The sequence below is a fragment of the Paenibacillus sp. FSL K6-3182 genome (assembly GCF_037976325.1).
In the GTDB taxonomy this organism is placed as follows: domain Bacteria; phylum Bacillota; class Bacilli; order Paenibacillales; family Paenibacillaceae; genus Pristimantibacillus.
The window spans coordinates 7,359,697-7,383,851 of record NZ_CP150265.1; the positions used below are offsets into that span (position 1 = coordinate 7,359,697).

General features: G+C 44.0%; 24 protein-coding genes. 14 read left to right on the top strand and 10 right to left on the bottom strand.

Going from position 1 to position 24,155, the window contains the following annotated elements:
* Positions 1-160 precede the first annotated feature (160 nt).
* Positions 161-2,401 carry a GDYXXLXY domain-containing protein gene (locus MHH56_RS32200; protein WP_339205602.1) on the top strand — a complete coding sequence of 747 codons (2,241 nt, stop codon included), beginning with the start codon at positions 161-163 and terminating at the stop codon, positions 2,399-2,401.
* A 188-nt stretch (positions 2,402-2,589) separates the two neighbouring features.
* On the opposite strand, the gene MHH56_RS32205 is transcribed toward MHH56_RS32200, so the two are convergent.
* A complete protein-coding gene (locus tag MHH56_RS32205) occupies positions 2,590-3,051 on the bottom strand; it encodes a hypothetical protein (protein WP_339205603.1) in 462 nt (153 codons plus the stop codon).
* Positions 3,052-3,184: 133 nt separating this feature from the next.
* The gene (locus MHH56_RS32210; RefSeq protein WP_339205605.1) at positions 3,185-3,508 is read right to left on the bottom strand and encodes an MGMT family protein; all 324 of its coding nucleotides are present in this window, start codon (positions 3,506-3,508) and stop codon (positions 3,185-3,187) included.
* A gap of 454 nt (positions 3,509-3,962) precedes the next feature.
* Here MHH56_RS32210 and MHH56_RS32215 point away from each other — a divergent pair, with 454 nt between their 5' ends.
* Together MHH56_RS32215 and MHH56_RS32220 are read left to right on the top strand one after the other, a co-directional pair.
* Entirely contained in the window at positions 3,963-4,403 is a 441-nt protein-coding gene (locus MHH56_RS32215) for a DUF1641 domain-containing protein (protein ID WP_054025638.1), read from the top strand.
* 36 nt (positions 4,404-4,439) lie between these two features.
* Positions 4,440-5,621 carry an NAD(P)/FAD-dependent oxidoreductase gene (locus tag MHH56_RS32220; protein ID WP_339205607.1) on the top strand — a complete coding sequence of 394 codons (1,182 nt, stop codon included), beginning with the start codon at positions 4,440-4,442 and terminating at the stop codon, positions 5,619-5,621.
* A gap of 65 nt (positions 5,622-5,686) precedes the next feature.
* Here MHH56_RS32220 and MHH56_RS32225 read toward each other — a convergent pair whose 3' ends face one another.
* The gene (locus MHH56_RS32225) at positions 5,687-6,004 is read right to left on the bottom strand and encodes a DUF3502 domain-containing protein (RefSeq protein ID WP_339205608.1); all 318 of its coding nucleotides are present in this window, start codon (positions 6,002-6,004) and stop codon (positions 5,687-5,689) included.
* A 2-nt stretch (positions 6,005-6,006) separates the two neighbouring features.
* Here MHH56_RS32225 and MHH56_RS32230 point away from each other — a divergent pair, with 2 nt between their 5' ends.
* Positions 6,007-6,258, top strand: coding sequence for a helix-turn-helix transcriptional regulator (locus MHH56_RS32230; protein ID WP_339205609.1), 252 nt, complete (start codon positions 6,007-6,009; stop codon positions 6,256-6,258).
* A gap of 70 nt (positions 6,259-6,328) precedes the next feature.
* Here the strand turns inward: MHH56_RS32230 and MHH56_RS32235 are convergent, their stop codons facing one another.
* Together MHH56_RS32235 and MHH56_RS32240 are read right to left on the bottom strand one after the other, a co-directional pair.
* The gene (locus tag MHH56_RS32235; RefSeq protein ID WP_339205611.1) at positions 6,329-7,276 is read right to left on the bottom strand and encodes a YbjN domain-containing protein; all 948 of its coding nucleotides are present in this window, start codon (positions 7,274-7,276) and stop codon (positions 6,329-6,331) included.
* 24 nt (positions 7,277-7,300) lie between these two features.
* Positions 7,301-10,105, bottom strand: a complete 2,805-nt coding sequence (locus MHH56_RS32240; protein ID WP_339205612.1) for a hypothetical protein — start codon at positions 10,103-10,105, stop codon at positions 7,301-7,303.
* A 624-nt stretch (positions 10,106-10,729) separates the two neighbouring features.
* Between MHH56_RS32240 and MHH56_RS32245 the strand changes: the two genes are divergently transcribed.
* The 3 genes from MHH56_RS32245 to MHH56_RS32255 are packed head-to-tail and all read left to right on the top strand — an operon-like array spanning position 10,730 to position 13,078.
* The gene (locus tag MHH56_RS32245) at positions 10,730-11,590 is read left to right on the top strand and encodes an amino acid ABC transporter substrate-binding protein (RefSeq protein ID WP_339205613.1); all 861 of its coding nucleotides are present in this window, start codon (positions 10,730-10,732) and stop codon (positions 11,588-11,590) included.
* A gap of 52 nt (positions 11,591-11,642) precedes the next feature.
* The gene (locus tag MHH56_RS32250) at positions 11,643-12,311 is read left to right on the top strand and encodes an amino acid ABC transporter permease (protein WP_339205614.1); all 669 of its coding nucleotides are present in this window, start codon (positions 11,643-11,645) and stop codon (positions 12,309-12,311) included.
* A 14-nt stretch (positions 12,312-12,325) separates the two neighbouring features.
* Entirely contained in the window at positions 12,326-13,078 is a 753-nt protein-coding gene (locus MHH56_RS32255) for an amino acid ABC transporter ATP-binding protein (RefSeq protein WP_339205615.1), read from the top strand.
* A 428-nt stretch (positions 13,079-13,506) separates the two neighbouring features.
* Here the strand turns inward: MHH56_RS32255 and MHH56_RS32260 are convergent, their stop codons facing one another.
* From MHH56_RS32260 to rlmN, 5 genes are all read right to left on the bottom strand, one after another.
* Positions 13,507-13,878, bottom strand: coding sequence for a hypothetical protein (locus tag MHH56_RS32260; RefSeq protein ID WP_339205616.1), 372 nt, complete (start codon positions 13,876-13,878; stop codon positions 13,507-13,509).
* Between the two features lie 52 nt (positions 13,879-13,930).
* On the bottom strand, positions 13,931-15,127 hold the full coding sequence (locus tag MHH56_RS32265) for a ParM/StbA family protein (protein ID WP_339205618.1): 1,197 nt from the start codon (positions 15,125-15,127) through the stop codon (positions 13,931-13,933).
* 281 nt (positions 15,128-15,408) lie between these two features.
* A complete protein-coding gene (gene greA, locus MHH56_RS32270) occupies positions 15,409-15,885 on the bottom strand; it encodes a transcription elongation factor GreA (protein WP_076266440.1) in 477 nt (158 codons plus the stop codon).
* A 97-nt stretch (positions 15,886-15,982) separates the two neighbouring features.
* Positions 15,983-16,819 carry a YitT family protein gene (locus MHH56_RS32275; protein ID WP_076266441.1) on the bottom strand — a complete coding sequence of 279 codons (837 nt, stop codon included), beginning with the start codon at positions 16,817-16,819 and terminating at the stop codon, positions 15,983-15,985.
* A gap of 183 nt (positions 16,820-17,002) precedes the next feature.
* Positions 17,003-18,106 carry a 23S rRNA (adenine(2503)-C(2))-methyltransferase RlmN gene (gene rlmN, locus MHH56_RS32280; RefSeq protein ID WP_339205620.1) on the bottom strand — a complete coding sequence of 368 codons (1,104 nt, stop codon included), beginning with the start codon at positions 18,104-18,106 and terminating at the stop codon, positions 17,003-17,005.
* A gap of 219 nt (positions 18,107-18,325) precedes the next feature.
* Between rlmN and MHH56_RS32285 the strand changes: the two genes are divergently transcribed.
* The 7 genes from MHH56_RS32285 to MHH56_RS32315 all read left to right on the top strand — a co-directional run bounded on the left by MHH56_RS32285 (position 18,326) and on the right by MHH56_RS32315 (position 24,135).
* Complete coding sequence (locus MHH56_RS32285) at positions 18,326-19,069, top strand: DUF4184 family protein (protein WP_339205621.1); 744 nt, start codon at positions 18,326-18,328, stop codon at positions 19,067-19,069.
* A gap of 167 nt (positions 19,070-19,236) precedes the next feature.
* Positions 19,237-19,500: a hypothetical protein gene (locus MHH56_RS32290; RefSeq protein WP_339205623.1), complete on the top strand. Its 264-nt coding sequence runs from the start codon at positions 19,237-19,239 to the stop codon at positions 19,498-19,500.
* A complete protein-coding gene (locus tag MHH56_RS32295) occupies positions 19,497-19,721 on the top strand; it encodes a hypothetical protein (RefSeq protein WP_339205625.1) in 225 nt (74 codons plus the stop codon). The genes MHH56_RS32290 and MHH56_RS32295 overlap by 4 nt, the downstream gene beginning before the upstream one ends.
* Positions 19,722-19,920: 199 nt before the next feature.
* Positions 19,921-20,568, top strand: coding sequence for a response regulator transcription factor (locus MHH56_RS32300; protein WP_339205626.1), 648 nt, complete (start codon positions 19,921-19,923; stop codon positions 20,566-20,568).
* Complete coding sequence (locus MHH56_RS32305) at positions 20,561-21,952, top strand: HAMP domain-containing sensor histidine kinase (protein WP_339205627.1); 1,392 nt, start codon at positions 20,561-20,563, stop codon at positions 21,950-21,952. The genes MHH56_RS32300 and MHH56_RS32305 overlap by 8 nt, the downstream gene beginning before the upstream one ends.
* A gap of 143 nt (positions 21,953-22,095) precedes the next feature.
* Positions 22,096-22,947, top strand: a complete 852-nt coding sequence (locus MHH56_RS32310; protein WP_339205629.1) for a metallophosphoesterase — start codon at positions 22,096-22,098, stop codon at positions 22,945-22,947.
* A gap of 87 nt (positions 22,948-23,034) precedes the next feature.
* On the top strand, positions 23,035-24,135 hold the full coding sequence (locus tag MHH56_RS32315; RefSeq protein ID WP_339205630.1) for a PRK06851 family protein: 1,101 nt from the start codon (positions 23,035-23,037) through the stop codon (positions 24,133-24,135).
* Positions 24,136-24,155 lie beyond the last annotated feature (20 nt).

Here is a 24,155-nt window from a genome sequence, read left to right on the forward strand (position 1 = left end):
TTCAAAATTTATTTGTTAGATCAACCGCTAAATCGGGTTATATCGTATAAGAGCTTGCTTCGCTCTAAACAAGGCAGTACTACAAAAAGTGAGTACTAGTTCACTTTAGATTGGGTCATTATAATAAAAGCAAGATCAACTAGAAAGGCTTGTGAGTGCTATGCTTCGATTAAATGTTGCGCGTGTTGGGTTTCTAATGGGCGTTTCACTTCTGCTTGCTTCCATCATCTATTTCTTCGCGGCGAACTGGGGCGGCCTAGTCCGCGCCGATAAAATTCTCGCGTCAGCCGGCATCATGGTGTTATTCTATGGCGCAGCTTTCGTTTTTTCCAAAATGAAAATAATGCTTGGGCATCACGATTTTTTGTCTGTTACTTTTCTAGTCGGCGGCTGTGTTGCGTTTGGCGTGGCGGTTGCCCTTCTAAATCAAATATATAATTCACATGCGGACACCTATGAGCTGTTTCTCGTTTGGTCCATTCCTGCTCTGCTGCTCGCGTTCATTACCCGCTTTAATCCTTTTTATATCCTTGCCTATATACTCGTTCATCTAACCCTGTGGCAATACTTTTTCCCAAGCGCGTATTCTATCGTCCATAGCGACCAAGAAATTTTGCTGATTGGCTGGTTATTTGCGCTTATCAATCTTATTCTATTCGCATTAATAGAAGCCAAACGTCTCTCATCAGTACCACTTAAATTCATTAGCTTTACTGCCTTTCATATTTCTTTGCTCGTCTTGACAAGTTCCGATCTATACGAACATTATGGCGCATGGATGAACGTCGCAAGCGCTGCGGCAATCGCGTTCGGATTCTATTATTTCACCCAAGTTCGCCTGGATAAAATCATGCTTACCCTTAACGCGCTGGCTGCTTCCGCTTTCGCTGTATTTAAATATTTCGAGCTGATGTCCGAGCATTATTCCACCTTGTTTTTTATATTCGGACTCCTCTTTGTCGCTTTATTACTCACAGCCAACGTCTTATTCTTCCGTTACTTAAACAAGCTCGGCAAGCATCAGTCAAGCTCTAATGAACGAGATGACCAAGCATCCCATCCATCAGAAGAACATAAGAGCACTCTTGTTGGCAAAATCGCATTCACAATCGTTACCGTAATCGGTGTTTTGATTGGCAGTATCTCCTTAGTAGGCTTAGTACTATTAGCCGCTGGTGAAATCCCGCCCGAAAACATTTTATTTGTAGTGTCACTGCTGTTTATTATTCCAACACTGCTGCTGACTCGCTTAAATACGGCTGTACGCTACACAGTGCTTACGATTGGATATATAGCTGGACTTATCTCTACCGCTTGGATTGATACTTCAGCCTTATCTATTTTTTTCATAACGGTACTGCTGGTCGGATGGTTCAAATGGCAAGGAAGGGTACCGCATTTCTTTATCTATACCTTACTGAATATCAATATCGCTATTCTTCTGTTTCAGTTATTTGGATCTGTTCATAATGCAGCTTCCTTCATCGTGTTCATCGTGACGTCGCTCAATGCAGTCATTTACGCTAGTCACCATCTGCTCAGAGAAGGCGCCTTCAAGATTCATGTAAGAGAATGCGGTTGGCTCTTTACTTTGCTGCTTCTATTTTGGCTAACCTTTATGGATAACATTTTCCCTTACTCATATGAGCTATTTAATATATTGAATTTCATTGTAGTTACGATCGCAGCCTTTCTATTTGTTAGGCGCAGCCAAGCTCTTGAAGCAGCCATAAGCTTCGTATTCTGGTTCATTTTCCTTGCGTTCAAATATTACGACTTGTTCTGGACGTTATTGCACAAGTCGATTACACTCGCCCTGCTTGGCGTGATTATCATAGCAGCTACTTATATTTACGCCTATAGAACACGCGCAGCAGTGTCTGAACAAGCGGACTCATTCAGCCGATTGCTGCGCAGAAGCCCCGCTCTCATTGCTATCGTTGTAGTGCTGCAGCTCGGTTATGTCGGTTACCATGCCGCAGTAAGCGAAATATTGCTCTCGAGCGGCACTCCGATTAAGCTGGCCATCGTTCCGCTTGATCCACGATCCATTTTGCAAGGCGATTATGTAGCGCTCCAATATAATATTTCGGTACCGCCAGATCACATCACTCAGGAACTGGAAAGACGTCCAAGCAACAGCCGAATTAAGGTCGTGCTTCAACAAGGTGCCGGCGGCGTATACAACTTGGATCGTTTATATAAAAAAGGTGAGCCTTTAGCTGACAAGGAAATCATTATTAACGGTTCCACTAGCGGCTGGAGAAACATCCAGTACGGCATAGAATCTTATTTTGTACCCGAAGGCACTGGGCTGGAAACGGAGCAAAATGCCCGCTTTGCGTATGTAATGGTTGGAACAAAAGGCGACGCTATACTAGAGAAATTAACAAAAGAATAGTGCTGTATAATTGACCGCCCATAAACAAAAAAAGAAGCAGGACCTATACAGCGCAACAGCTGTGCAGGTCCTGCTTCTTTCAAAATAGAAGGAAATATTTCCGTTGCTTCTACTTAGCTTATATTTGCCCAACAACGCTGCTTCCGTTTGCTGAGTACGTTGAAGGCTTTTTTTGCATATTCTTTCGATTATCCGTGCATCAATTTGTTCAATTCCGTAAATTCCTCTAAATAACCGTTTCTCTCCAGCTCCATCAATGCCTTCCGAATGCTGACCTCATCCTCGCCAGATTGATCTGATAGTGCTAAGAGCTCAGGCAATGTAATGTTTTTATGCTCCTTGCAATACGTGAGCAGCCCTTTAGCTGCCCAAGATAAGCGATCATCCTGGAATTCACCGATCATTTTACGGAACAATTTATGTGGGATTAGCTGCTCGTCAACTAAGGCTTGCATCGCTTTTATTGCAAGTTTTGTCGTCATACGGCCTTTTTTGGCAACCTCGTCTAAGGTGAGCGATGCGGAATCCGCCGTGCTTGAGCTGAGTACGATATAAATCATTTGCGAATAAATATCCAAGCTTTGATTATAAAAGATTTCGGTGGAAACAGTGAAGTTTCTAACGTTTCCCGGTGCAATTTCTGTTGTCATGTTCTTTCTCTCCCTTCCGAATGGTCTATACCATAATAAAGGTTCGGATACGGGGTTTCAAATGGGGCTTCATTAGAAAAAGTTAATCGCAGCCGCTTAACCGCGAAGAAACATAATTTTCATCCGGGTAAGGTCATCTTTCTTCTTCTCTTTCCGGATTGTAGCGGTATTTTTCCAAATCAATTCGCCCGTCCTCGCTCGCTGCAACACCTTCCTCTTTTAAATAAAAGATCTGCATGTAACGAGCTTCCTCCTCTTGAATCGATATCTCCCCTTTTGCATTAACAACTCTGTGCCAGGGAAGATTATAAATGCCGCTCATCGAATGCAGAACTCGGACAACCTGCCTTGCCCCCCTGCGATTGCCAGCCAGTTCTGCGACTTGACCATACGTCATTACGGTGCCTTCCGGAATCGCCTTAATGATGGATACAACTCTTTGCGTATAGGGCTGCATATTAGAACTCCTTTATGTATGTTTTTAATCATTGTTTTTTATTATCATAACTGAATTGCGCTTCATTTACGCTTATTGAACGATAAAGCGTTTAAAATCACGGTACATCATTCGATTTAATATCCATAAATTGGATGATTAATCAACGAACAGCAGCTATATGCCTGAATGACAGCAATATTCCAAATCTTTTTACCGAAAGCAATAAATTTCTTTTTAACTTTTGGTGAAAACGATGTAGAATAGAAACAAAGGGTTTAATCCGATTACGTCATACGCGCATTCACATCCTTCTGCCTCACGCAGAAATAAGACTGTTACGTCCGCATAAACATTTTTTGAATAACTATGTGAAAAGTGTAACAATCTTTCAGGATGCATCTTTATCTTTAGCGGCTGACACAATTGAGACTACAACTTACTTTCAAATTTACGTAAAGGAGGACATTCTATTATGTCACAACCATCTGCTGGACAAGAGGTTGCAGCTAGCCTCGTCGAAGAAAAACAAACGTTGGATGTACTTGATCAATTGATGAAGCCGGAGGTTCAAGAGTCTCTAACTGTACTCGTGGACAGCCTGCCAAAATTAGCTGAAATGGTTACTCTAATGACCAAAGCTTATGATTTTGCACAAAACATCGCTACAGACAAAGTGTTGATCAACGATTTCGCTCAAGGTATCGGTGAATTCGTTAAACCGGTTCAAGAGAAAGCAAAAGGTATCGCAACAGCAGCTATTGAAGCTGGCGAGCGCTCGCAAGAAGCGGCTAACTCTTCTGTTGGCCTATTCGCTATGTTGAAAATGCTTAAAGATCCGGAAGTTCAAAAAACGCTTCGTTTCGCGCAAGCTTTCCTAAGTGTTTTGTCTGAACGCAAAAACGATAAAGTATAATACACCGAATACGTATAGAACGAACGGAGGATGAACATGTCGAAGCAAATACTAATTCTTGGTGGCGGTTATGGCGGTCTTCTTACTGCTCTAACAGCACGCAAACATTTGACTGCAGCAGAAGCTAGCATCACAATCGTAAACCGTTTTCCAACTCACCAAATCATTACTGAGCTGCACAGACTTGCTGGGGACACAATTGCTGAGCAAGCAGTTGCTCTACCGCTTAGCAAGCTTCTAGGCGACAAACAAGTTAACATCATCGTTGACTCGGTTAAAGAAATTAAACCTAACGAGAAGCAAGTGGTTCTTGAAAGCGGACAAGTGCAAAAGTACGACACTCTTGTTGTAGCACTTGGAAGTGAAACAAACTACTTCGGCATTCCAGGATTGGAAGAGAACAGCCTTGTTCTTAAATCCGTTGCTGATGCTAACAAAATCCGCAAGCATGTTGAAGATCGTCTTGACGCTTACAAAAAATCAGGCAATAAAGCTGACGCAACAATCGTTGTTGGCGGCGGCGGCTTGACTGGCGTTGAGCTTGTTGGCGAATTCGCTGACAGACTTCCTGAGGTTTGCCGCAGCAAAGGCATCGACTTCAATGATATTTCGCTGTATTGCGTAGAAGCCGGCCCTGCCGTTCTGCCAATCTTCCCGAAAGTATTGATCGATCGCGCTGTAACAAGCCTTGAGAAACGTGGCGTTAACTTCATCACTAGCGTAGCGATTACAGAAGCGACAAAAAGCTCCGTATCGCTTAAAGACGGTCGTACGATTGAATCCAGCACAATCATTTGGACTGGCGGCGTTAAAGGTAATCCAGTTGTCGGCAGCAGCGGTCTTGCAGAAGACCGTGGTCGTTCACTTGTTACACCAACGCTTCAATCGACTTCACACGCTGATGTATTCCTTGCTGGCGACTGCGCAGTTGTATTCCCAGAAGGCAGCGAACGTCCTTACCCTCCAACAGCTCAGCTTGCTTGGCAAATGGGCGAAACGGTAGGCTACAACCTAGCGGTTCAAATCAAAGGCGGCGTTATGGATAAGTTTGTACCTGTATTCTCCGGAACACTGGGCAGCCTTGGCCGTAAAGATGGCGTGGGCACAATCGGCGGCAACGCGACTCAGCTTAAGGGCTTGCCTGCTTCCCTAATGAAGGAAGCAAGTAACGTTCGTTACTTGTCGCATATTCACGGTTTGTTCGCACTAGCTTACTAATATACACAAACAAAAAGAAGGAGGGCAGCGGCCCTCCTTCTTTTTGTTTTACCCTTCAGCTAACCTTACTTCTGCAATGCCTGCCATTCTTTAAATTGCTTCTGATATTCAGCGATAACCTTGTCTAATCCAGCAGCCTTTAAGCTTTGAAGAGCTGCCGGGAAGTATTTATCGTAGGATACCACGCCCATTTTAATTGGAATGATCTTCGATTTCACTTCGGATAGCACATTCGCATATTCAACAGCAATCGGCTCCGTATTGAGGCGGAAACCAAGAACAGGTGAGAATTCAACTGGATTCGAAGTCTCTGTCGTTTGCATTTTCAAATAATCTTCCGGCGTCTTCACATCAAACAACATGTAGTTAATGTTGCCGATCATCCATGAATCAAAATAATAAGTTATCTCCCGGCTACCTCGGCAAGCTGTTCCGCAGCCATACGCAGCTGTCGTTTAATGATTATTTAAAGAAAATTCGGCTGGAGGAAGCTACGCGGCTTCTTACGACAACAAATGATTCCATTGCGGTCATCAGCGAAAGTGTCGGCGTGCTCAACACAACCTATTTCTTCACCCTGTTCAAAAAAACATACGGCATTTCACCCGCTCAGTACCGCGAACAACATACAAAATAAACACAAAAAAGGCTGTTTGCACGAGAAGGGTACACCCTTCCTGCAAACAGCCCTTTGGTTATCGATGATATTAGCGTTTAAGCACTTCACGAATTTCAGAGAAATAAGACTCTACCGCTTCAAGGTGATTGCCGAGTATTCTGCTGAATACCTCAGAATCATACGTTTTCCCGGCATAATAGGAGGATCGGAATCTTAGCTCGCCATCCTCATCATCCAGCTCGAAGCTGCCACTTAGCAGGTCCATGTTCTCGTTCAATAATAACAAGGCAAGCTCCTGGCGCTGATGCTCAGGGACGAGCTCCGGATAGACGGAATACACCGCACAATAATCCTGGACTTCCTCGATCCGAATGAGACCAACCCAGCTTTCGCCTCTACTAGTAAATATAAGCTTGTACAGTTGATCGTCTATAACCTCATGTTTCAGTTCATTGTCCGTTAGAAATGATGTGATATGCTCATTCAAAGCCCCATTTGCAATAGAAGGCTCTTCGGGTACTGAATTTCCTTGATCCATTTCTGCAGCCCACGCCGTCCTGAATCCTATCTTTAAGATGCCTTCATCCTTCAACGCTTCAGGCAAAACGACGCTTTGCTTTAATTCCAGCGCAAGCCAGCTCTCGGTATGATCTAAGCTCAGCAGCTTGCTCGTTGGCTCCGTACTTGAGCGCACACTATCGAATATAGCTTCTGCATCGAATCCATGCTGAGCAGCCAGCTTCGTCAGACTTGGCCTTAGCGCGACATGAACTTCTACGGGCTGATTCTCATCCATAGCCGCGCTGCTGCCTGTCCTCATGCTGGCGAACAAGTTAAACCACTCGTTCTCCATAATATCTTGATAAGTTTGGCCGCTAACCTCGATCATCATCTGACAAGAAAGCGACTCCTCGAAGCTTTGAAAATTAATTTTTCGCAAGACAGCAGGCACTAACTCTCCCGTCAGCGTATGGAAATTTATCGGCAGCTCTGTAGTAATGCTTGTATCTCCCGTATACTTATGTTGTTTGGACATGACTACGATCACTCCTAGCAAATATTAACCTATTTCGTGCCCTGCCAATTCTCCTGAAATGGATCCCGATCCACTCGCATCCTGCTCATATTGCAGTTTTCCAAGTCGCTTGGACTTCTCTACCGCTACATTCACGATGCCTGCTTCCACTTCGAATGACTTCGTTTGCGTAACTTCCAATGCAATTTCCCAGCCTTTGGACTTATTATCTTTATCCCACTTTTTGCTAAACCCAATACTCAAATCTAGCGAGCTTGCGAGCGCTATTTTGTTGCCTTGTTCAATCGCGCTAGCACTTGAATCACCCGTTAGCCAACCGCGAATCGTATCATTGACGGTTTCGTCGCCTTGGATTTTTGAGGCAAGGCTTTTGCCGGCTGCTTCAAATTGCGGAACTACAAATAACAGATCCGTCCCGGTATCCAGAGCTGAGCCTGCACCCTTCGCCACCAGATCCTTATCCTTTTTCACTTTGCTAGTGATAAGGCCAACGAGATTTTTGGCCGAGCCAGCTACAGGTGTCGCTACTTTCGATGCAATCTTCACCCATTCGCCCGCATCTTCACCAAATTGGAATGGAATAGAGCCGCTAGCTGTAATTTCGAGCGATCTCAAATTATTATTGATGACGGAACCTGCTGCTTCGAGTCCAAAGGCGATGTCGTTGCCGCCCAGCTTCACCTTCGCTTCGGCAGAGGCTTCCATAACATGCACATTCATACCTCTGCGGAGGGTTGCTGCCTTTTCCTTCAGCTTCGTCAGATCCGTTGCCCCGCCAAATCCGTTAGGCGATTGTTTCTCAAGAGCTTCTTTGTCAAAGCGGCCTAAGAACTTATAGCCAAGGGCTGCTCCCATCTCGGCTACCCCTGCATTCGCTTCAGCCTCTCCCTTAAAGGTCAAGCCAATATCAACATGATTGCCTGCTTTTTGCAGCTCCTTTTCCTCGATCATAGCTGCCCATATTTCCGCTTCTTCGACCTCGGCCATACCGGACTTACCTCCCATACCCCAGAGATAATCCGCTGCCCTATCGGAAATGTTTCTTATTTGCCTGTACATACCGTACGAGGTTAAATTCATGACACCGGCTGAATCCGTTCCTATACTCTCTAGGAAGAAGCCCGCACGGAAATTGGCGTCGAAGCCAAACGACTGGAAGCCTGCTCCGAAAGTAATTTCAGCAGCCATCGTTAATTCTTTGTCTTCTCTGCCTACCGAGCCTGCCAGTCCGAACAGAACATAGACGCCGCTAGCATGAACGGGTATTTTCAAATCAAAGCTGAACGAGCTGGAGTCGCCAATATTCGGCGCGGCAAGATCAAGCACCTTGCCTATAACGAAGAGCCCTTTGTTTAGCGTAGGAGCCTCTACTGTTTTTTTAATGGCTTTGCCGGCTATATCATCCGCCGTAACCTGCTCCTTCGTTTTCTCAGCAAGTGCCGCAAGCTGCGCAGCATCCGGCTTCGAGCCTGGCACCTTTTTATCGCCTTTCGTAATGCTTCGAACAGCGTTCACCGCTTCGGTTTGTTTGCTCTTCAGCAGTTCAATCGCTTTCTTCTCAGCACCAACTAAAGCAGCTTCATTTACTTTTACACCCGGAGCGTTTGTACGTGCTACGCCATATGCTGAGGTTTGTGCTGCTTCTTTCAGCAGCTTCTTAATATCCCCTTCAGGCAGCACTCTTTTCGTGATATTGACTGCCTCAGTAGTCATAGCTGCATCGACAGAGCCCTTGGAGGTTGCATGTGATTCCTTCTTTGCCATCATGCCGGTAAACTTCTTATCGAGCTGCGTTTTGCCCGATGTTAGTGCATTCGTGTCCAATTGATTGTCAATATCCGTTCTCGACTGCTCTCGCGCAGCATCTTTCATCTTCTGACGGAATGCATTAAGTTCTTTGGATCTTCGCCAAGCGCCTCGTCCTACGCCGAGCTTCATAACGACAGCTTCTTTGATGGGTTCATACAGCTTATTCGTATAAACCGTATTAATAACAGCTGGCTGAACAAGCGTACTATCCATTTGATGCCGATTTTCCACTTCTGCCTTACCCAAATCGCCAACGTTTACACTGCTATCGAGAAATGCTGCACTTTGCTTAACCTTGTCCACAGCATCTTTTTTAATCTGTGCAAGAGATACATTAGACAACCGTTCAGCCTCAGCAGTTGCCTCCCTCGTCGCCTGTGCGTTCGCAGCTAACACTTGTTTAGCTAAAGGAACCTCAGGCCTTGCCTCCGTCTTGTTATAGCCTTCAATGAACTTATTCGCCAGCAGGCTCTTTTGGCTCGATGGAAGCTTGCTCACGACAGTATCGCTCGCATATTTCTTTAACGTATCGGATACGATGCCTTTTGCAGCTACATGTTCTGCAGCATAAAGCTTTTCATCTGCCTTCTCATGGGCCTCTGCTACACCGTTCTGATCGATATTCGCTTCTACCGCCGTCTTGGCTTTAGCCTGCAGACTGGCTCTTAGCGATGCTGTTTGTTTATCACTATTTAAGAACGTATGTATATGCTGACTCGTTTGCTGAATAAGCCCATCAAAGAGCTGCTGTGGTTTGACAGTGACCTGCGCATCACGATCTGCTTTGAGCTCATCCTTTCGCACATCTTTAGGTGACTTCTGAGGGGCAGTCGCAGCTCCGCCTACTTGTGCACTCGTAGACTGATTGCCTGCCGTCTGCTGCAATTGCAGGAGCTGCCCAGGATTCACAGCCGGTGATTGAGGCGATTGCTGTGGCTGCGCAGGTGCAGTGCTTTGCGCTGGAGGAGCTGGTTTTGGTTTAGCAACGGTTGGATTCGAGCTTCGTGAGAAAAAAGGCATGGACGGCCCACCTCTATATAGTCTTATATACTAAACGGATATGATGAAAATAAATGGAACATATTACTATTATACACTAGGGTTACTAGACATAAAGGGTTGTTCTCTGCTCTCTCTGCTTTTATTAGTCATTTTTTGTGCTTGTATGGTGGTAACATACCACGAAATATTACTAAGAACGACAAAGTCATTCTAAATATCACTTTATATTATTAAGTATTACTCTGTGTTACATAGTGTCTCTTTGTGTGGTTTTTTTAATTGTCTTTTATTTTTCTTCCGATGATTTTTAATACTTACACACTCATTACAGCTTGAAATAAGCTCGTAGGTCTAAATAAAATACAGCGTAATTTGTCATACTGATATGAGGAAAATAACATTAGGAAATTGTCGAGGATTCCATTCTCAATTTAAAAGTGAAAGAGTCAAACATCTCATTTATTCTAATTTACTTTGACTTTTTGAACATAATTATATTGTTTTTATGTTTATCCATCTTTTAATCCATAATTCAGATAAGAATACTCGGAAAAAAAGATTGACACACCTTCACCTGCGTTATACTATTCATGTAGTCGTTCAATCCACACAATACAGATAAGAATAGTGAGGGGTAATTTTATGAAGAGAATAAGCACACTTACATTGTTGATATCACTTACCGTATTGCTGCTAGCAGCTTGCGGCACCAAGAATGACAATAACACTGGAGGCTCCAAGGAGCCAGCAGTAAGCCCGACTGCGGAAGCTTCCAATTCAGCAGAGCAAGCACCGGGGCAAGAAGCATGGGATTCAATTAAAGCAAGCGGCAAGCTCCGCATCGGTACGGAGGGCACGTACGCCCCATTTACATTTCATGATGAGTCAGGCAAGCTCACCGGCTTCGACATCGAAATTGCTGAAGAGGTTACTAAGCGACTTGGTTTAAAGGCTGAATTCATTGAGACTTCGTGGGATTCCATTATCGCCGGCCTTGATGCAAAGCGGTTTGATACTATTTTTAACCAAGTAGGTATTACAGATGAACGAAAAGAGAAATATGATTTCTCTGATGATTATATCGTTTCCAAAGCCGTATTAATCGTTGCTGAAGACAATAATGATATTAAAACGTTCGCGGACCTAAAAGGCAAGAAAGCGGGACAATCGTTAACTAGCAACCTCGCTGATATTGCTCGTGAGAATGGGGCAGAGATTGTAACAACGGATGGTTTCAGTCAAGCGATTGATTTACTTGCTTCGAAACGCATCGATGCTACCGTAAATGACGGATTATCCTTCTTGGATCTAAAGAAGCAAAAGCCTGAACTACCGCTTAAAATTGTTGCTGAAGCACCGGATGCAGCCAAAAATGCCGCTCTTTTCAGAAAAGGAAATGAAGCATTAATTGAAGCGGTTAACGGCGCGCTTGCCGAAATCAAGAGTGATGGCACTTACTTGAAAATCTCCGAGAAATATTTTGGAGCAGACGTCTCCAAATAATGAACGCTGCCTTGCTGACTAACAGCCCACAGGCGTAAAGGATGATTATAATATGACTGACCGTCAAATAGAGATTCTTATTGATTCACTGCTACCCCTGCTCAAAGCAGGGGTAGTTTTTACAATTCCACTCGCACTAGTTTCATTTATTTTAGGTCTAATATTAGCTATTGCTACTGCTCTTGCAAGACTATCCTCCATAAAAGTACTGCGGCTTGTTGCTCGCTTCTATGTATGGATCATTCGCGGAACTCCGCTGCTTGTCCAATTGTTTATTATTTTCTATGGTCTTCCTTATGTCGGCATTATATTAGATCCGTTTATTGCCGCTGTCATCGGCTTTACGCTCAGTGTAGGCGCCTACGGCTCCGAGATTGTCCGTGCATCGATTCAGTCGATCCCGAAAGGGCAATGGGAAGCCTCATATTCAGTAGGAATGACAAGGTGGCAGGCGCTTCGGCGAGTCATTTTACCGCAGGCGGCTCGGGTGTCCATTCCCCCGCTAGGCAACTCGTTCATCAGCCTAGTAAAGGATACTTCACTTGCCGCTACCATTACTTATGTGGAAATGTTCCGTGTAGCACAGCAAATTAACGCGGCTAAGTACGAGCCACTTCTAATTTATTGCGCCGCTGGGGCCTTCTATCTGTTGTTCTGCTCTGTTCTGTCATGGCTGCAGAATATTACCGAGAAGCGATTGGCGCGGTTTTCCGCAAGCTAAGGGAGAGATAATTGATGATAGAAGTACGCAATTTGCATAAATCCTTCGGTTCTTTGGAAGTTTTGAAGGGAATTAATTTGACGTTGGAGAAAGGCAAGGTGCTCGCGATAATAGGGCCCTCCGGTTCCGGCAAGACTACGCTGCTTCGATGCTTCAACCTACTAGAAGTGCCTGATCGAGGCCTATTAACGATCGGTAAGCAATCTTTGGATTTTGAGGCGAAGAAGAAAGTTCGGGAGAAAGAAGCCGTAGCCTTGCGCAAGCAAACGGGTATGGTATTTCAATCGTTTAACCTTTTTCCACACAAAACGGCGATTGAGAATATTATGGAAGCCCAACTGACTGTGCAGAAGAAGAGCAAATTAGAATCTCGGCAACGCGCCGCAGAGCTATTGGATAAAGTTGGATTGGGCGAAAAGGCTGATTTTTACCCGCATCAATTGTCAGGCGGACAACAACAACGGATTGCCATTGCAAGAGCTATGGCCATTGATCCTGAGGTACTGCTGTTTGATGAGCCGACATCGGCACTTGATCCCGAATTGGTTGGCGAAGTGCTCAAGGTTATAAAGAAGCTTGCTGCCGATGGAATGACGATGATAATCGTCACCCACGAGATGAAGTTCGCAGCGGATGTAGCGGATTGTGTCATTCTTATGGATGGCGGAGTTATTATAGAAGAAGGGCCTCCGGAACATGTTTTGGAAAATCCTCAGAGCATACGCGCCGTTCAATTTTTAAATCGATTAGCCAGCTATGAAATCTAGCTCTCATCTAGAACAGCAGAAGTAATTGACATTTTTGCGTCCTATACTTCCGCTGTTCTTTTATCAACTCGGTTTTGTTTGAAACCTTATCCTCCAGCAATTCGCGCAGTTCCTCGGCCTCTTCAAATCGATGAAAGAGCAGCATTTGATGCCATTAAGATGTCGATGGGGTAACCACTCTGGGGTTTGCTCAAAACGCTTCTAGCTTTGCTGATTTCCCATCCATACGGTTGAAGCTTTTAAAAAACGTTCTTAACAACAAATAGAGTGACTAAATGCTCAAATGGCACTAATTAAAAAAAGAGCGACAGTCAGGACGATGTTTTCTCGTCATGGCTGTCGCTGTTTCTAATACTTCCGGAAAAATTTTTATCGCCATACTCTGAAGCTCAAAGGCTGTTGGTGTCGATTTGAATAGAACCTACGATCTAGCTCCATGCTTCAATATCATCATCATCAATTTCTTCCTCTACAACCGGAGAAGCTTTTGGGTCAGGAATGGGAGCAGTGACAGCGGCGCTAACTTCAGCGATCGCTGCTGACAATTGTTCCTCCCCTGTTAATGGAGACCTGATTTCGCTGCCTTGCTGCAAGGCCGATGAGCCTTGCAATCGACTTCTCTCCATCGGAACAAAAGCTTGCAAATTCCGAACGCCATTTACGGCGATCTCATTTTCAACCAAATATCGAAGAGAATCCATGAGATTCGATTGTGAATTCAACCAAAGCATAATTAAGGGATCCTCTGATTTCTTGGTTTTCAAGCTTATATTTTCACCGGGCAGTTTTGTTTTCTTCATACCTCTCACCTACCAGAATCCGTTAGATTATACCTCAACCTGATGATTAAGCTTATGCAGGCTGAACCGCTTTATTTTTTAATGCCTCATAGATTTTGCCACGCACAAATGCATCAAGACCCATTGCATTCAGCTGCACTGCGTACTCGGCAGGAATATACAGCAGCTGCATCTCTCTTTCCGTACACAGCTCTTTCAGCTGTCCGTAGAGTACTGAGCGCATAAGTATGCTTCCGCCGCCGTAAACGCAAATCAGATCGATTTCATTGCGTGCTTTGGTCAGCTGTTTTTTGACATGCTGCACGATTTGTCTAACCTGGCTCTCAAGCGGTCTTCTTAATGTCTTAAGCGCACGTGCATGGTATTTATGGTTAGGATTTTTGATAACATCGCTGAAAAATTGACGCGGGCTGTCCGCCAAATGAATGAGTCGGTTAAACTCCTGCAGCGCTTCTTCAATCGCATAACCGGCGCCATGATGGCTGCCATGCACGAATTGACGAAGAAACTTATTCCCCTCCGTAATCGGATATTCCGTAGAACCGTCTCCGATATCCACATGAAGAATGCGTTTGTCTTTGAAATAACTGCCGTTGAATTTCTTATCTACTTCATAGGATTCAAGGAAATCTCCAAAGATTTCGCCCTCTCTCCAGCCGCCCGCCGAATCCTTCTGCAGCGTGAAAATAACCGGAGTGGCTTCTGGAACGACCTTCGCAAACGGGAACACGATTTTTACAGCTACGCGCTGCATGCCCAAATGAACCGTCACATGGTGCAAGCCAGACGTAAATCGTTTCTCAAACTTAGCAGAGGTCTCATCCGTGTGCTGCGTAACCGGAAGCGCCGTTGCCATATCTACTTCCACATCGATTTGTGCAGGTATTTTTTTCTCTTCCTCGTACGCCTTCTGAACAGCCATCGCCGCAATTTGGGCAAGCGTATTGATAACCGGCAAATCCATATCGCTCTTCAGATCAATTCCGATTTGCAGATTGTCCAGCACTTCTCCGCTCTCTAGAGCGAACTTCCCGACATAGTACATCCCTGGTCTTGCTGATGGCGAATCGATGGTTACAACCAGCTGATCCTGCAAATTCTTAATAAAGCTCTCTGGTGTTTGCTCTTCGCTCCATGGAAGCTCGTCCACCGTACAATTTACATTAGGCTGCTGAACCAGCTTGCCGTCAATGATAAGATCATGCTCACTGTTTCCGTTATCGTTGCCTACAAAGAAATGATAGTTCATAATGGCTTTCCTCCTAGAAAAGGTTTTTGGAAACTTGTACAGCTTCCAAAGATTATGTTTTTTTGTTGCAACAGTCATGGTAATACTTTGCCATACAAAGTATTAGTTTACATCAAGCTATAGTCCCAATGCCCGTTAATCTTTTCTCATCTGTTTCTGTCGCAATATGTTTGTATCGATCGGTTCTTTAACGATGCTGTCGTTTCTGCCCTTTTTCGTCAAAAAAAGCTAACCCGCTTCAGGCGGATTAGCTGTGATGCAATGATCTATAGGATAATGAATTATGCTCTGATTTCGAGAAGCTCGTATTTAATAACACCCATAGGAGCACTTACGTTAATGATGCTGCCTACCGTCTGACCAAGCAGCTCTTTGCCCAGTGGACTCTCGTAGGAAATTTTGTTCTCCGCAACATCTGCTTCCTCAGTACCTACGATTTTGTACTCGATCTTCTCAGAAAATTCGATATCGTTTAAAATGACGGTTAAACCGATGCTTACTTTCGATAGGTCTAAGGTTTTCGCTTCGATCACGCGAGCCTTCTTCAGCATTTTATCTAAAATAAGAATTCTCGTTTCCATGAAGGACTGATCATTTTTGGCTGAGTGATATTCGCTGTTTTCCTTTAAGTCGCCATAACTGATCGCGAGTTTAATCCGTGCAGCCAATTCCTTGCGCTTCACATATTTTAGATCATCCAGCTCAGCTTGCAGCTGCTCTAAGCCTTCTTGCGTCAAAATTACTTCGTCTTTCGACATTTAAACAACTCCTATCTGCTATCTTGTTTTAATTTTACTCTATATCCCGAAAATAAGCGAAATTCCACGACCTTCTTTTTTATACCAATCGCTGTAATCATTTTGAAATATCAATAAATCCTTCGCCAAATACGTCCCGCACATCATGAATCGTAATAAACGCATTTTTGTCGCATGCCTTCACAATTTTTTTCAACTGGCTCAGTTCCTGCTTGCTAATGACAATATATAAAATTTCCTGCGGTGTTTTCGTATAGTGCCCGCGGCCATAAATAACAGTAACTCCTCTATCCATCACCACATTAACCTGCTCAGCAATTTTGCCTTGCTCCTTGGATATAATGGTGACCGCTTTTTTCGGATTAACCCCTTCAATGATGAAGTCCATCACCTTGGTACCGATGTATAACATGACAATAGTAAGCATCAGCGCCTCGGCACCGATAATGAAATAAGAGGAGAACGCGACGATTAAGTCAAAAAACAACAAGGCATAGCTAATGTTCCAGTCCAAATACTTATTCGCAATACGTGCCAAAATTGTTGTTCCTGCAGTCGTGCCTCCAACGCGGATAATGAGCCCAATTCCCGCTCCGCCAAACAAGCCGCCAAACAGCGCATTTACGATTAATTCATCGGATTGAATACTCCAGTCTGCTGTTAAATGGAGAAATAAAGAATGGAAAAGCACCGCTGCGATCGTATAAATGACCGTCTGTCGATCCAGAAAACGATAGCCTACAATGAGCAGGAAGGAGTTGAAAATTAAGCTCATTAACCATGGTGCCCATCCGAAAACATAATATAAAATAATCGTTATCCCGGTAACCCCGCCTTCGCCAAACTCGTTCGGAATAACAAATAAGTTGATTGCTAATGCAAAAATAAGTGCGCCAACCATAATTGTAATGACATCCATTATTCTCTTCTTCATATGCATACACCCTTCTTATCTAAAAATATATGATCGTAGTATGTCCATCTTATCCGAAATTGTAAATATTCAGAAAAAATGGCTGTATAAACAAATAAAAAGAACACCTCTTTTAGAAGGTGTTCTCATATTATTCACATGATTATCTTTTAAAAGCAGCAGCTGCAAAGGTATGATACGCTTCTAGAGGGACGCTGCTGCTGAGCTTTCTTGCCCCAATTTCTGCTCTTTGGATTTTTTGATCTGTTTGCTCCGCAGCTGTCCGCAAGCGGCATCAATATCCGTACCATGCTCAAGGCGAACGCTGCAGCTGATACCCTGTTTCTTAAGCGTATCATAGAAAGCTCGCACCGTTTCGCGATCCGTTCGTTGGTATTGACTATGCTCATCCACCGGATTGTAGGGAATGAGGTTTACATTAGCGAGGTTACCTCTATGACCAATAAGCTGTGCAAGCTCTATTGCATGCTCTCTTTGGTCATTAACGTCCTTCAGCAATATATATTCAAGCGTAATTCTCCGATTCGTTTTCTCCAAATAATAATCGATGGATTGCATCAATTTCGCAATGGGAATCGCTCGGTTTATTTTCATAATACGTGTTCTAAGCTCGTCATTCGGTGCATGCAAGGAAACGGCAAGGTTAACCTGTAGATCCGAATCGGCGAACTCCACGATTTTGTTCGCTAAGCCACTCGTTGATACGGTAATATGTCTAGCAGCGATCGCAAGCCCCTTCTGGCTCTTAATTACACCGATAAAGTCTGTCAGGTTCTCAAAATTATCGAATGGCTCGCCGATGCCCATGACAACGACGTGACTGACATGCTCGCCCTTCTGCGCCTGATCCAAATGAAGCTGCACCTTCATAATCTGCTCCACGATCTCTCCGCCCGTTAAATCACGGCTCTTTGCAAGCAGACCGCTCGCACAGAAGCTGCAGCCAATATTACAGCCTACTTGTGTCGTCACACAAACCGATAAGCCGAATTTATGTCTCATCAATACCGTCTCTATTAAGTTGCCATCATGCAGCTTGAACAAAAATTTATTCGTTCCGTCCGCTGATTCCTGCCTCGTATGCTCGGTAAGCGTTTGAATGACAAAATGCTCGGAAAGCAGCTGAATGATCTCTTGCTTCACATCCGTCATATCCTCAAAAGCCGTTACACGCTTCCGATAAAGCCAATCCCATACTTGTGATGCCCGAAACTTTGTATACTCTCGTTCTTTCAGCCACTCCGTCAGCTGATCAAACGTTAATCCATATATAGATGCTTTAGTCATAACTAATCCTCTTTTCAAAACTGCTAAAAAGCAGCCCTATTCTAGCTAGTAGGCCGAAACAAACAATCTGCTTATTATTGTCCCAAAATTACCTCATTAAAACAAGGGGGGAAAGCGCCCAATTATTATGTTAATGCCCCTCCCTTGGCCTATAATGTTACATTTCTTTTAAAAGTACCGTCTTCCTATTTTAAAATAGACCCGTTAGGAGGTGCCGAATTGCCGTTCACCTTTGCTCATCCGCTATATATTGCACCTTTAAAAGCGGCAAAGCCTGCTTATTTTAGCTTAACTGGTCTCGTTCTCGGGAGTATGTCTCCTGATTTTGAATATTTTATTGCGCTTGAGCCCTATCAGACGATCGGCCATTCCTTTGGCGGGTTGATCTATCAAGCGATACCGCTGAGCATTATGCTCGCTTATTTGTTTCATTGTGTTGTAAAAGTTCCCTTAGCTATAAACCTGCCTGCGCTTGGGAGTTTAGATCGTAAAGCCTATAGCCTCGCCCATGAATGGAAACTAAATTCGGTGCAGAGCTGGCTGGTGTTTCTCATCTCCGTCGTCATTGGCTTCTATTCACATCTTTTAATCGATGCATGCACGCACTATTCAGGCATGTTTGTTACTATATTTCCTGTTCTTCGTGAATCAATTGCCGGGATACCGCTATATAAATGGTTTCAGCGAACGTTATCCATCGTCGGTCTAGTTATAGAAGCAATGCTGTTATACCGCTTTATAAATAAAGCTAAATTGGAATCTGTTTATACAGGCGCTGCCACAAAACACAAAATGTTATATTGGGCAATTGTTTTATTTTGTATATTGCTGACTTTAACGTTAAAGCTCATCTTCACGTCCAGCTCCAACTATATCGGGATAGCTGTTGTAGCTCCGATTTCAGGGTTTATGCTCGGCATTCTCCTGGCCAGCATCGTTCATCGTCTGTATAGGAGAAAATGAGTCTATCCCAATTTAGCATAAGCTCTCCTAATGAGGGCTTATTTTTTTTGTAAATAGAACCGCTATCGCATGACCTAATGCCGTTTATGGTTTTTGCCATATTGGTGTAACATTCAAACTTTATGCTTGTTCTTATTAATCGTTCATATAAACGGGAGGAACAAGCTTTGAAAAAAAACGATGGTCGTTACAAAGCCGTATATAAAGGCCCAATATTGAAGCAAAATTTTAAGTCGGACAATATTCAGCGCGCGCTCCATGCTTGCGACTTTACTTCCGAGAAGCCCGTTTTTCTAAGAATGGGAGGCAGCCTAGGGGCCGATAGCATTAACCAAATGGTGAAAACAACAAGGCATGAGCTGCTTGCGCTGCAGAAGCCAATGCTGCTTATTTCGCATACAAGGGGGGAAGCCGCGCGGGGCAGCTTATGAATGCACAATATTTTGAGCAGGCCGGCTTTGCCAAGCTGCTGCTTCAAGAGCAAATGACCGCTCAAAGCTTTGTTAAGGCGATTATGCAGCTGTATGAGCACCGATTCGTATACGCCGAGCATATGAGCAGTTTTGAAAATGGGGAAGGTGCCTATAAAATCATGGAGCTGATTAAAGTGGCCGCGAACCGAGAAGAGCTGATCAACGAGACAGGTTTATAATAAGATGAAAATAGCTGCTTGCTTGGTTGTCTTATTTTTTCTCATTGTCGTAGTCGTATTTAGTTATGGTTTTCTTACAGCCGCTTGACCTGAGGCTCCGCTGGTATGAAACAAAAACAAGATGTACAGCTTATTCTAATAACAGGTATCATATTCCTTACGTATTCTATCTCTCTACATTGCTGGGAAGGAGCCCTTAATGAATATATTAATTGCCGATGATGAGCCCTTTATGCTCAAGATTTTAAAAGCGTATTTTGAGAAAGAAGCCTTTCATACCTTCCTAGCACAGGATGGAGAGGAAGCGCTGAACATTTTCTATTCAAACAACATCCATTTAGCTGTATTAGATTGGATGATGCCTAAAGTAAATGGTATTGAGGTATGCAAAGAAATCAAAAAACAAAGCAAAACGAAGGTATTGATGCTGACGGCAAAAGGGGAAGACGAGGATGAACTCATCGCCCTTCAATCTGGAGCAGATGAGTATGTCAGCAAGCCGTTTGACCCGCGTATTTTGATTTTGCGAGTAAAGAAGCTGCTTCATATGGACAATCAAATTGCGATAGGAAATATAAAAGTAGATATCGATAGCCAAAAAATTTTTAGAGATGAGACCGACCTACAGGCTACGAATAAAGAGTTTCACTTAATGAAGTACCTCATTGAAAACAGAGGGATCATCGTTTCACGGAAAGCTCTGCTCGATCGTATTTGGGGATTCGATTATTTTGGCGAAGAACGAACTGTCGATACGCATATCCGCAGGCTTAGAGCAAAGATCGGCGATCATTTGATCAGAACACATAGAGGGATGGGCTACAGCTTGGAAGAACCTCATGAATAAGCTAAACAAAAAGTTGATTGGGCGCATTTTATTTGTGTTCTGTATCGTCGTTATTTTCTCAATTGTGATGAATTCGTTTTTCTTGCCCAAATACCTTTTGTACAAAAAAAAGCATGCCCTTGCAGCTATAACTGAGCAGCTTGATGCTATGGATACAAAGCAGTTATTGCAAAATATGGAGGCTCTTGAGAACAAATACGATGTCACCATTGTAAACACACCAATTACAGCAAATTTGAATGCGCTAAACGAAACAATTATAGGTCTTTTAAATAAAAAAGGCATTACGCTGAGCAAGTTTTGGATCACGGATGAAAGTCTTGGTAAGCTTAACGAATATCAAATGGTCAGAAAAATTTACAATCAAGAGAAACTGAAATCCAGCTTTCTCGTTACCTTTATGAAAAAAGATGAGATCGTTTTTGTAGTCGGTGAATCGATATCCCACTCGGCAGAAACATTAACCATCGTCAATCAATTTACCCTCTATACTTATGCAGGCGAGCTGCTGCTGTTAATCATCCTGTCAGCACTTTTCACAAGAAGCATCGTTCGTCCGCTTGCCAAAATACAAGATGCAGCTGAAGCCATTTCAAGCTTATCGTTTACCAAGGTTCATATTCGTACGGGCGATGAAATTGAAGCCTTAGCAGAGAGCATCAATCAAATGAGTGATAAATTAGAGCATGCCCATCATGAGCTCGAAGCGAGAAATGAGAACTTGCGGCAGTTTATAGCCAACATTTCGCATGAACTGAAGACCCCGCTGTCCTTAATAAAGGCTTATTCTTCAGGAATAAAGGACGGAATGGACGACGGTACCTATATTGATGTGATCCAGCAGCAAACCGATGACATTGCGATGCTGGTGGGCAAGCTGCTTGAGCTCTCCAAGCTGCAAACCGACCTTTATCGGATGAACACCTTTGATTTCAAACAGCTGCTCCATCGAACCTTGCAAAAATATCGTTTTTCCATTCAACAGGAAGCTATTCAGCTATCTGTAGATGACAGCTTGCTAAACCAGCACCATATATTCGCTGATGAGCAGAAGATAGAGATGGTTTTGAACAATTTCATTTCCAATGCAATGAAATATTCAACCAATCAACAAATTCGTATTACTGCTCTGAATAAAGATGATTTTTTACATTTCTCGATCACGAATGGGATTGAAAATGATGAGCAGCGACAATGGGATTTGATATGGGAACCCTTTTATGTAATGGAGAGCTCCCGCAACAAACAGCTTAGCGGAACGGGCTTAGGCTTATCGATCGCGAGAACGATTTTGCAAAAGCATGAAGCACCGTTTGGCTTTCATATCGAAAACGAGGAAATTACATTTTATTTCTCGTTGCCTATAGATACGAGTACGAATTAAAGGCACTGCGACAACCCTGTTGCGGTGCCTTATTTTTTTGTCACATTGACGTAACAAAAAAGGACTATGATTGCACTTAAAGATCATCATTGGAAGACATCAACAAGGAAAATGGAGGCATTATGCAATCAACTTCAGCACCTATGAGTAGACGGACGTTTTTGAAGAAGAGCTTGCATGTAACTTTGGGGCTGATGGGAACCGCTGGTTTATCCGGCGTATACTCGCATCTAGTTGAGCCGTATTGGATTGAGGTTAAACAGGTGAAGGTTGCCATCCCAAAGCTGCCTCCCTCCTTCAACTCCTTTCGCATCGTTCATTTCAGTGACCTGCATCTCGGCTTTCATTCTAAACCTGAACTGCTGACTGAGCTTGCAGAGCAAGTTAGGCGGGCAAAACCAGACCTTATTTGCTTCACAGGTGATTTGCTCGATCAATCCACCGCGTATATGCCGGAAGCCATTGCCTTCCTCTCAAAGCTCTCGAAGCTGCAAGCGCCCTTTGGGCAATATGCCGTTCTAGGCAATCACGATGCCTTCGGCACTCGAAGAGCAGTTACCAGGGGGCTATCAAAAGCTGGATTCCATGTGCTCGATAACCAGCATGTCGCGTTAACAAAGGGCTCAGCGCAGCTCTATATTGCCGGGGTCGATGATCCGATGGTTGGACATCCAAATATCGATCAGGCTTTGCAAGGCATTCCAGACGGTTCCAGTACCATTCTGCTCGCGCATGAGCCGGATTTTGCTGATGAGTATGCCCGCTATCCGGTCGACCTGCAATTGTCAGGCCATAGTCATGGCGGACAAGTGCGTATTCCTTTAGTCGGGGCACTGTATACACCTCCCTACGGGAGCAAGTATACTGCTGGTTTGTATCAGGTACCGAACAGCAAATTGCAAGTGTATACCACTCACGGGATAGGAATGACACGCATTCCCGTTCGTTTTCATTGCCGGCCAGAGCTTACCGTCCTTACGTTAAAGGCACAATAAAGAGAATTGGATACTAGCACCAATTCAACATGGAAATAATACGATGGAGTATGCAGCATGACATTAGCCTAGGAAGGTGTGACGGTTATGACTGGAATCATCAAAAACTTCTATGTGAACGGAAATACAGCTCGAGGCTTGACCAGCCTGTACGACTCGTCTTTGCAAGATTTGGAGCGTTTATTTATTTTGAAAGAAGGACCTGCTTTAGAACGATCAAACCTCATTCTTTCTATAGCTGACGACATCGCGCAGGGTGGCTATGACATTTGGCTGCTGCACTCCCCCTTCGATAATGGCTCGCTAGATGGACTCATCGTTCCCTCACTCCGTCTCGGCCTTGTTGATGGAACACCGCCGCGCTTTATTGATCCCGCTTTGCTAGGAGCATCCGTTCAATACATTCATCTCGGCGAGGCCGCAGATGCAGCAGAGCTGCAAGCGCTAAAGCCAGAGATCGAGATTTTAAGTACACAAATTACGCAGGCGTACGATCAAGCTTATGCTGGCTTTGCTGAGGCGCTTCGTATTCATGACGACTGGGAGAGCATCTATATTCAGAACATGAATTTCCAAGCAGCCGATGAGCTGACAGCCTCGTACATCGATACATTTTATGGCGATAACAGGCTGGAGAAAACAAGTCGTGTTGATCACCGTTTTTTGGGCGCTGCTACAGCTAAGGGCTCATTCGATTTTGTCCCGAATCTGACGGATGGCTTAAAACGATATTTCGTTAAAGGCAGAGCTGGTTCAGGCAAATCCACCATGCTCAAAAAAATAGCTGCAGCCGGGGTCGATCGCGGACTGGATGTGGAGATTTATCATTGCGGCTTCGATCCGAACAGCTTAGATATGGTCATCGTTCGTGAGCTTGGCTTCGCAATTTTCGACAGTACAGCGCCACACGAGTACTTTCCCGATCGTTCAGGCGATGAAATGATCGATATGTATGCCAGCTGCATTACACCTGGAACAGATGAAGCGCATTCAGATACCATTACCGAAATAAAATACCGTTACGCTGCGCAGATCAAAACATCGGTTCAGCAGCTAGCTCTAGCCAAGACATTGCAAGATGAACGGGAGCAATTGTATACGCAAGCTGTTGATTACGAACAACTTGAACAAATCAAAAATGAAGCGAAGCAAGCAATCGGCAATATTTTGGCCGCTGCCGCTCGTTAACATACATGTATTTTCCATAA

Bases quoted from the DNA above. Each gene is read 5' to 3' on its own strand.
- MHH56_RS32275 (WP_076266441.1), bottom strand. From the start codon at position 16,819: ATGAAGAAGAGAATAATGGATGTCATTACAATTATGGTTGGCGCACTT.
- MHH56_RS32200 (WP_339205602.1), top strand. From the start codon at position 161: ATGCTTCGATTAAATGTTGCGCGTGTTGGGTTTCTAATGGGCGTTTCA.
- MHH56_RS32255 (WP_339205615.1), top strand. From the start codon at position 12,326: ATGATAGAAGTACGCAATTTGCATAAATCCTTCGGTTCTTTGGAAGTT.
- MHH56_RS32260 (WP_339205616.1), bottom strand. From the start codon at position 13,878: ATGAAGAAAACAAAACTGCCCGGTGAAAATATAAGCTTGAAAACCAAG.
- MHH56_RS32215 (WP_054025638.1), top strand. From the start codon at position 3,963: ATGTCACAACCATCTGCTGGACAAGAGGTTGCAGCTAGCCTCGTCGAA.
- MHH56_RS32265 (WP_339205618.1), bottom strand. From the start codon at position 15,127: ATGAACTATCATTTCTTTGTAGGCAACGATAACGGAAACAGTGAGCAT.
- MHH56_RS32295 (WP_339205625.1), top strand. From the start codon at position 19,497: ATGAATGCACAATATTTTGAGCAGGCCGGCTTTGCCAAGCTGCTGCTT.
- greA (WP_076266440.1), bottom strand. From the start codon at position 15,885: ATGTCGAAAGACGAAGTAATTTTGACGCAAGAAGGCTTAGAGCAGCTG.
- MHH56_RS32220 (WP_339205607.1), top strand. From the start codon at position 4,440: ATGTCGAAGCAAATACTAATTCTTGGTGGCGGTTATGGCGGTCTTCTT.
- MHH56_RS32205 (WP_339205603.1), bottom strand. From the start codon at position 3,051: ATGACAACAGAAATTGCACCGGGAAACGTTAGAAACTTCACTGTTTCC.
- MHH56_RS32235 (WP_339205611.1), bottom strand. From the start codon at position 7,276: ATGTCCAAACAACATAAGTATACGGGAGATACAAGCATTACTACAGAG.
- MHH56_RS32250 (WP_339205614.1), top strand. From the start codon at position 11,643: ATGACTGACCGTCAAATAGAGATTCTTATTGATTCACTGCTACCCCTG.
- MHH56_RS32310 (WP_339205629.1), top strand. From the start codon at position 22,096: ATGAGTAGACGGACGTTTTTGAAGAAGAGCTTGCATGTAACTTTGGGG.
- MHH56_RS32300 (WP_339205626.1), top strand. From the start codon at position 19,921: ATGAATATATTAATTGCCGATGATGAGCCCTTTATGCTCAAGATTTTA.
- MHH56_RS32315 (WP_339205630.1), top strand. From the start codon at position 23,035: ATGACTGGAATCATCAAAAACTTCTATGTGAACGGAAATACAGCTCGA.
- MHH56_RS32240 (WP_339205612.1), bottom strand. From the start codon at position 10,105: ATGCCTTTTTTCTCACGAAGCTCGAATCCAACCGTTGCTAAACCAAAA.
- MHH56_RS32245 (WP_339205613.1), top strand. From the start codon at position 10,730: ATGAAGAGAATAAGCACACTTACATTGTTGATATCACTTACCGTATTG.
- MHH56_RS32225 (WP_339205608.1), bottom strand. From the start codon at position 6,004: ATGATCGGCAACATTAACTACATGTTGTTTGATGTGAAGACGCCGGAA.
- rlmN (WP_339205620.1), bottom strand. From the start codon at position 18,106: ATGACTAAAGCATCTATATATGGATTAACGTTTGATCAGCTGACGGAG.
- MHH56_RS32210 (WP_339205605.1), bottom strand. From the start codon at position 3,508: ATGCAGCCCTATACGCAAAGAGTTGTATCCATCATTAAGGCGATTCCG.
- MHH56_RS32230 (WP_339205609.1), top strand. From the start codon at position 6,007: ATGAATCAAAATAATAAGTTATCTCCCGGCTACCTCGGCAAGCTGTTC.
- MHH56_RS32305 (WP_339205627.1), top strand. From the start codon at position 20,561: ATGAATAAGCTAAACAAAAAGTTGATTGGGCGCATTTTATTTGTGTTC.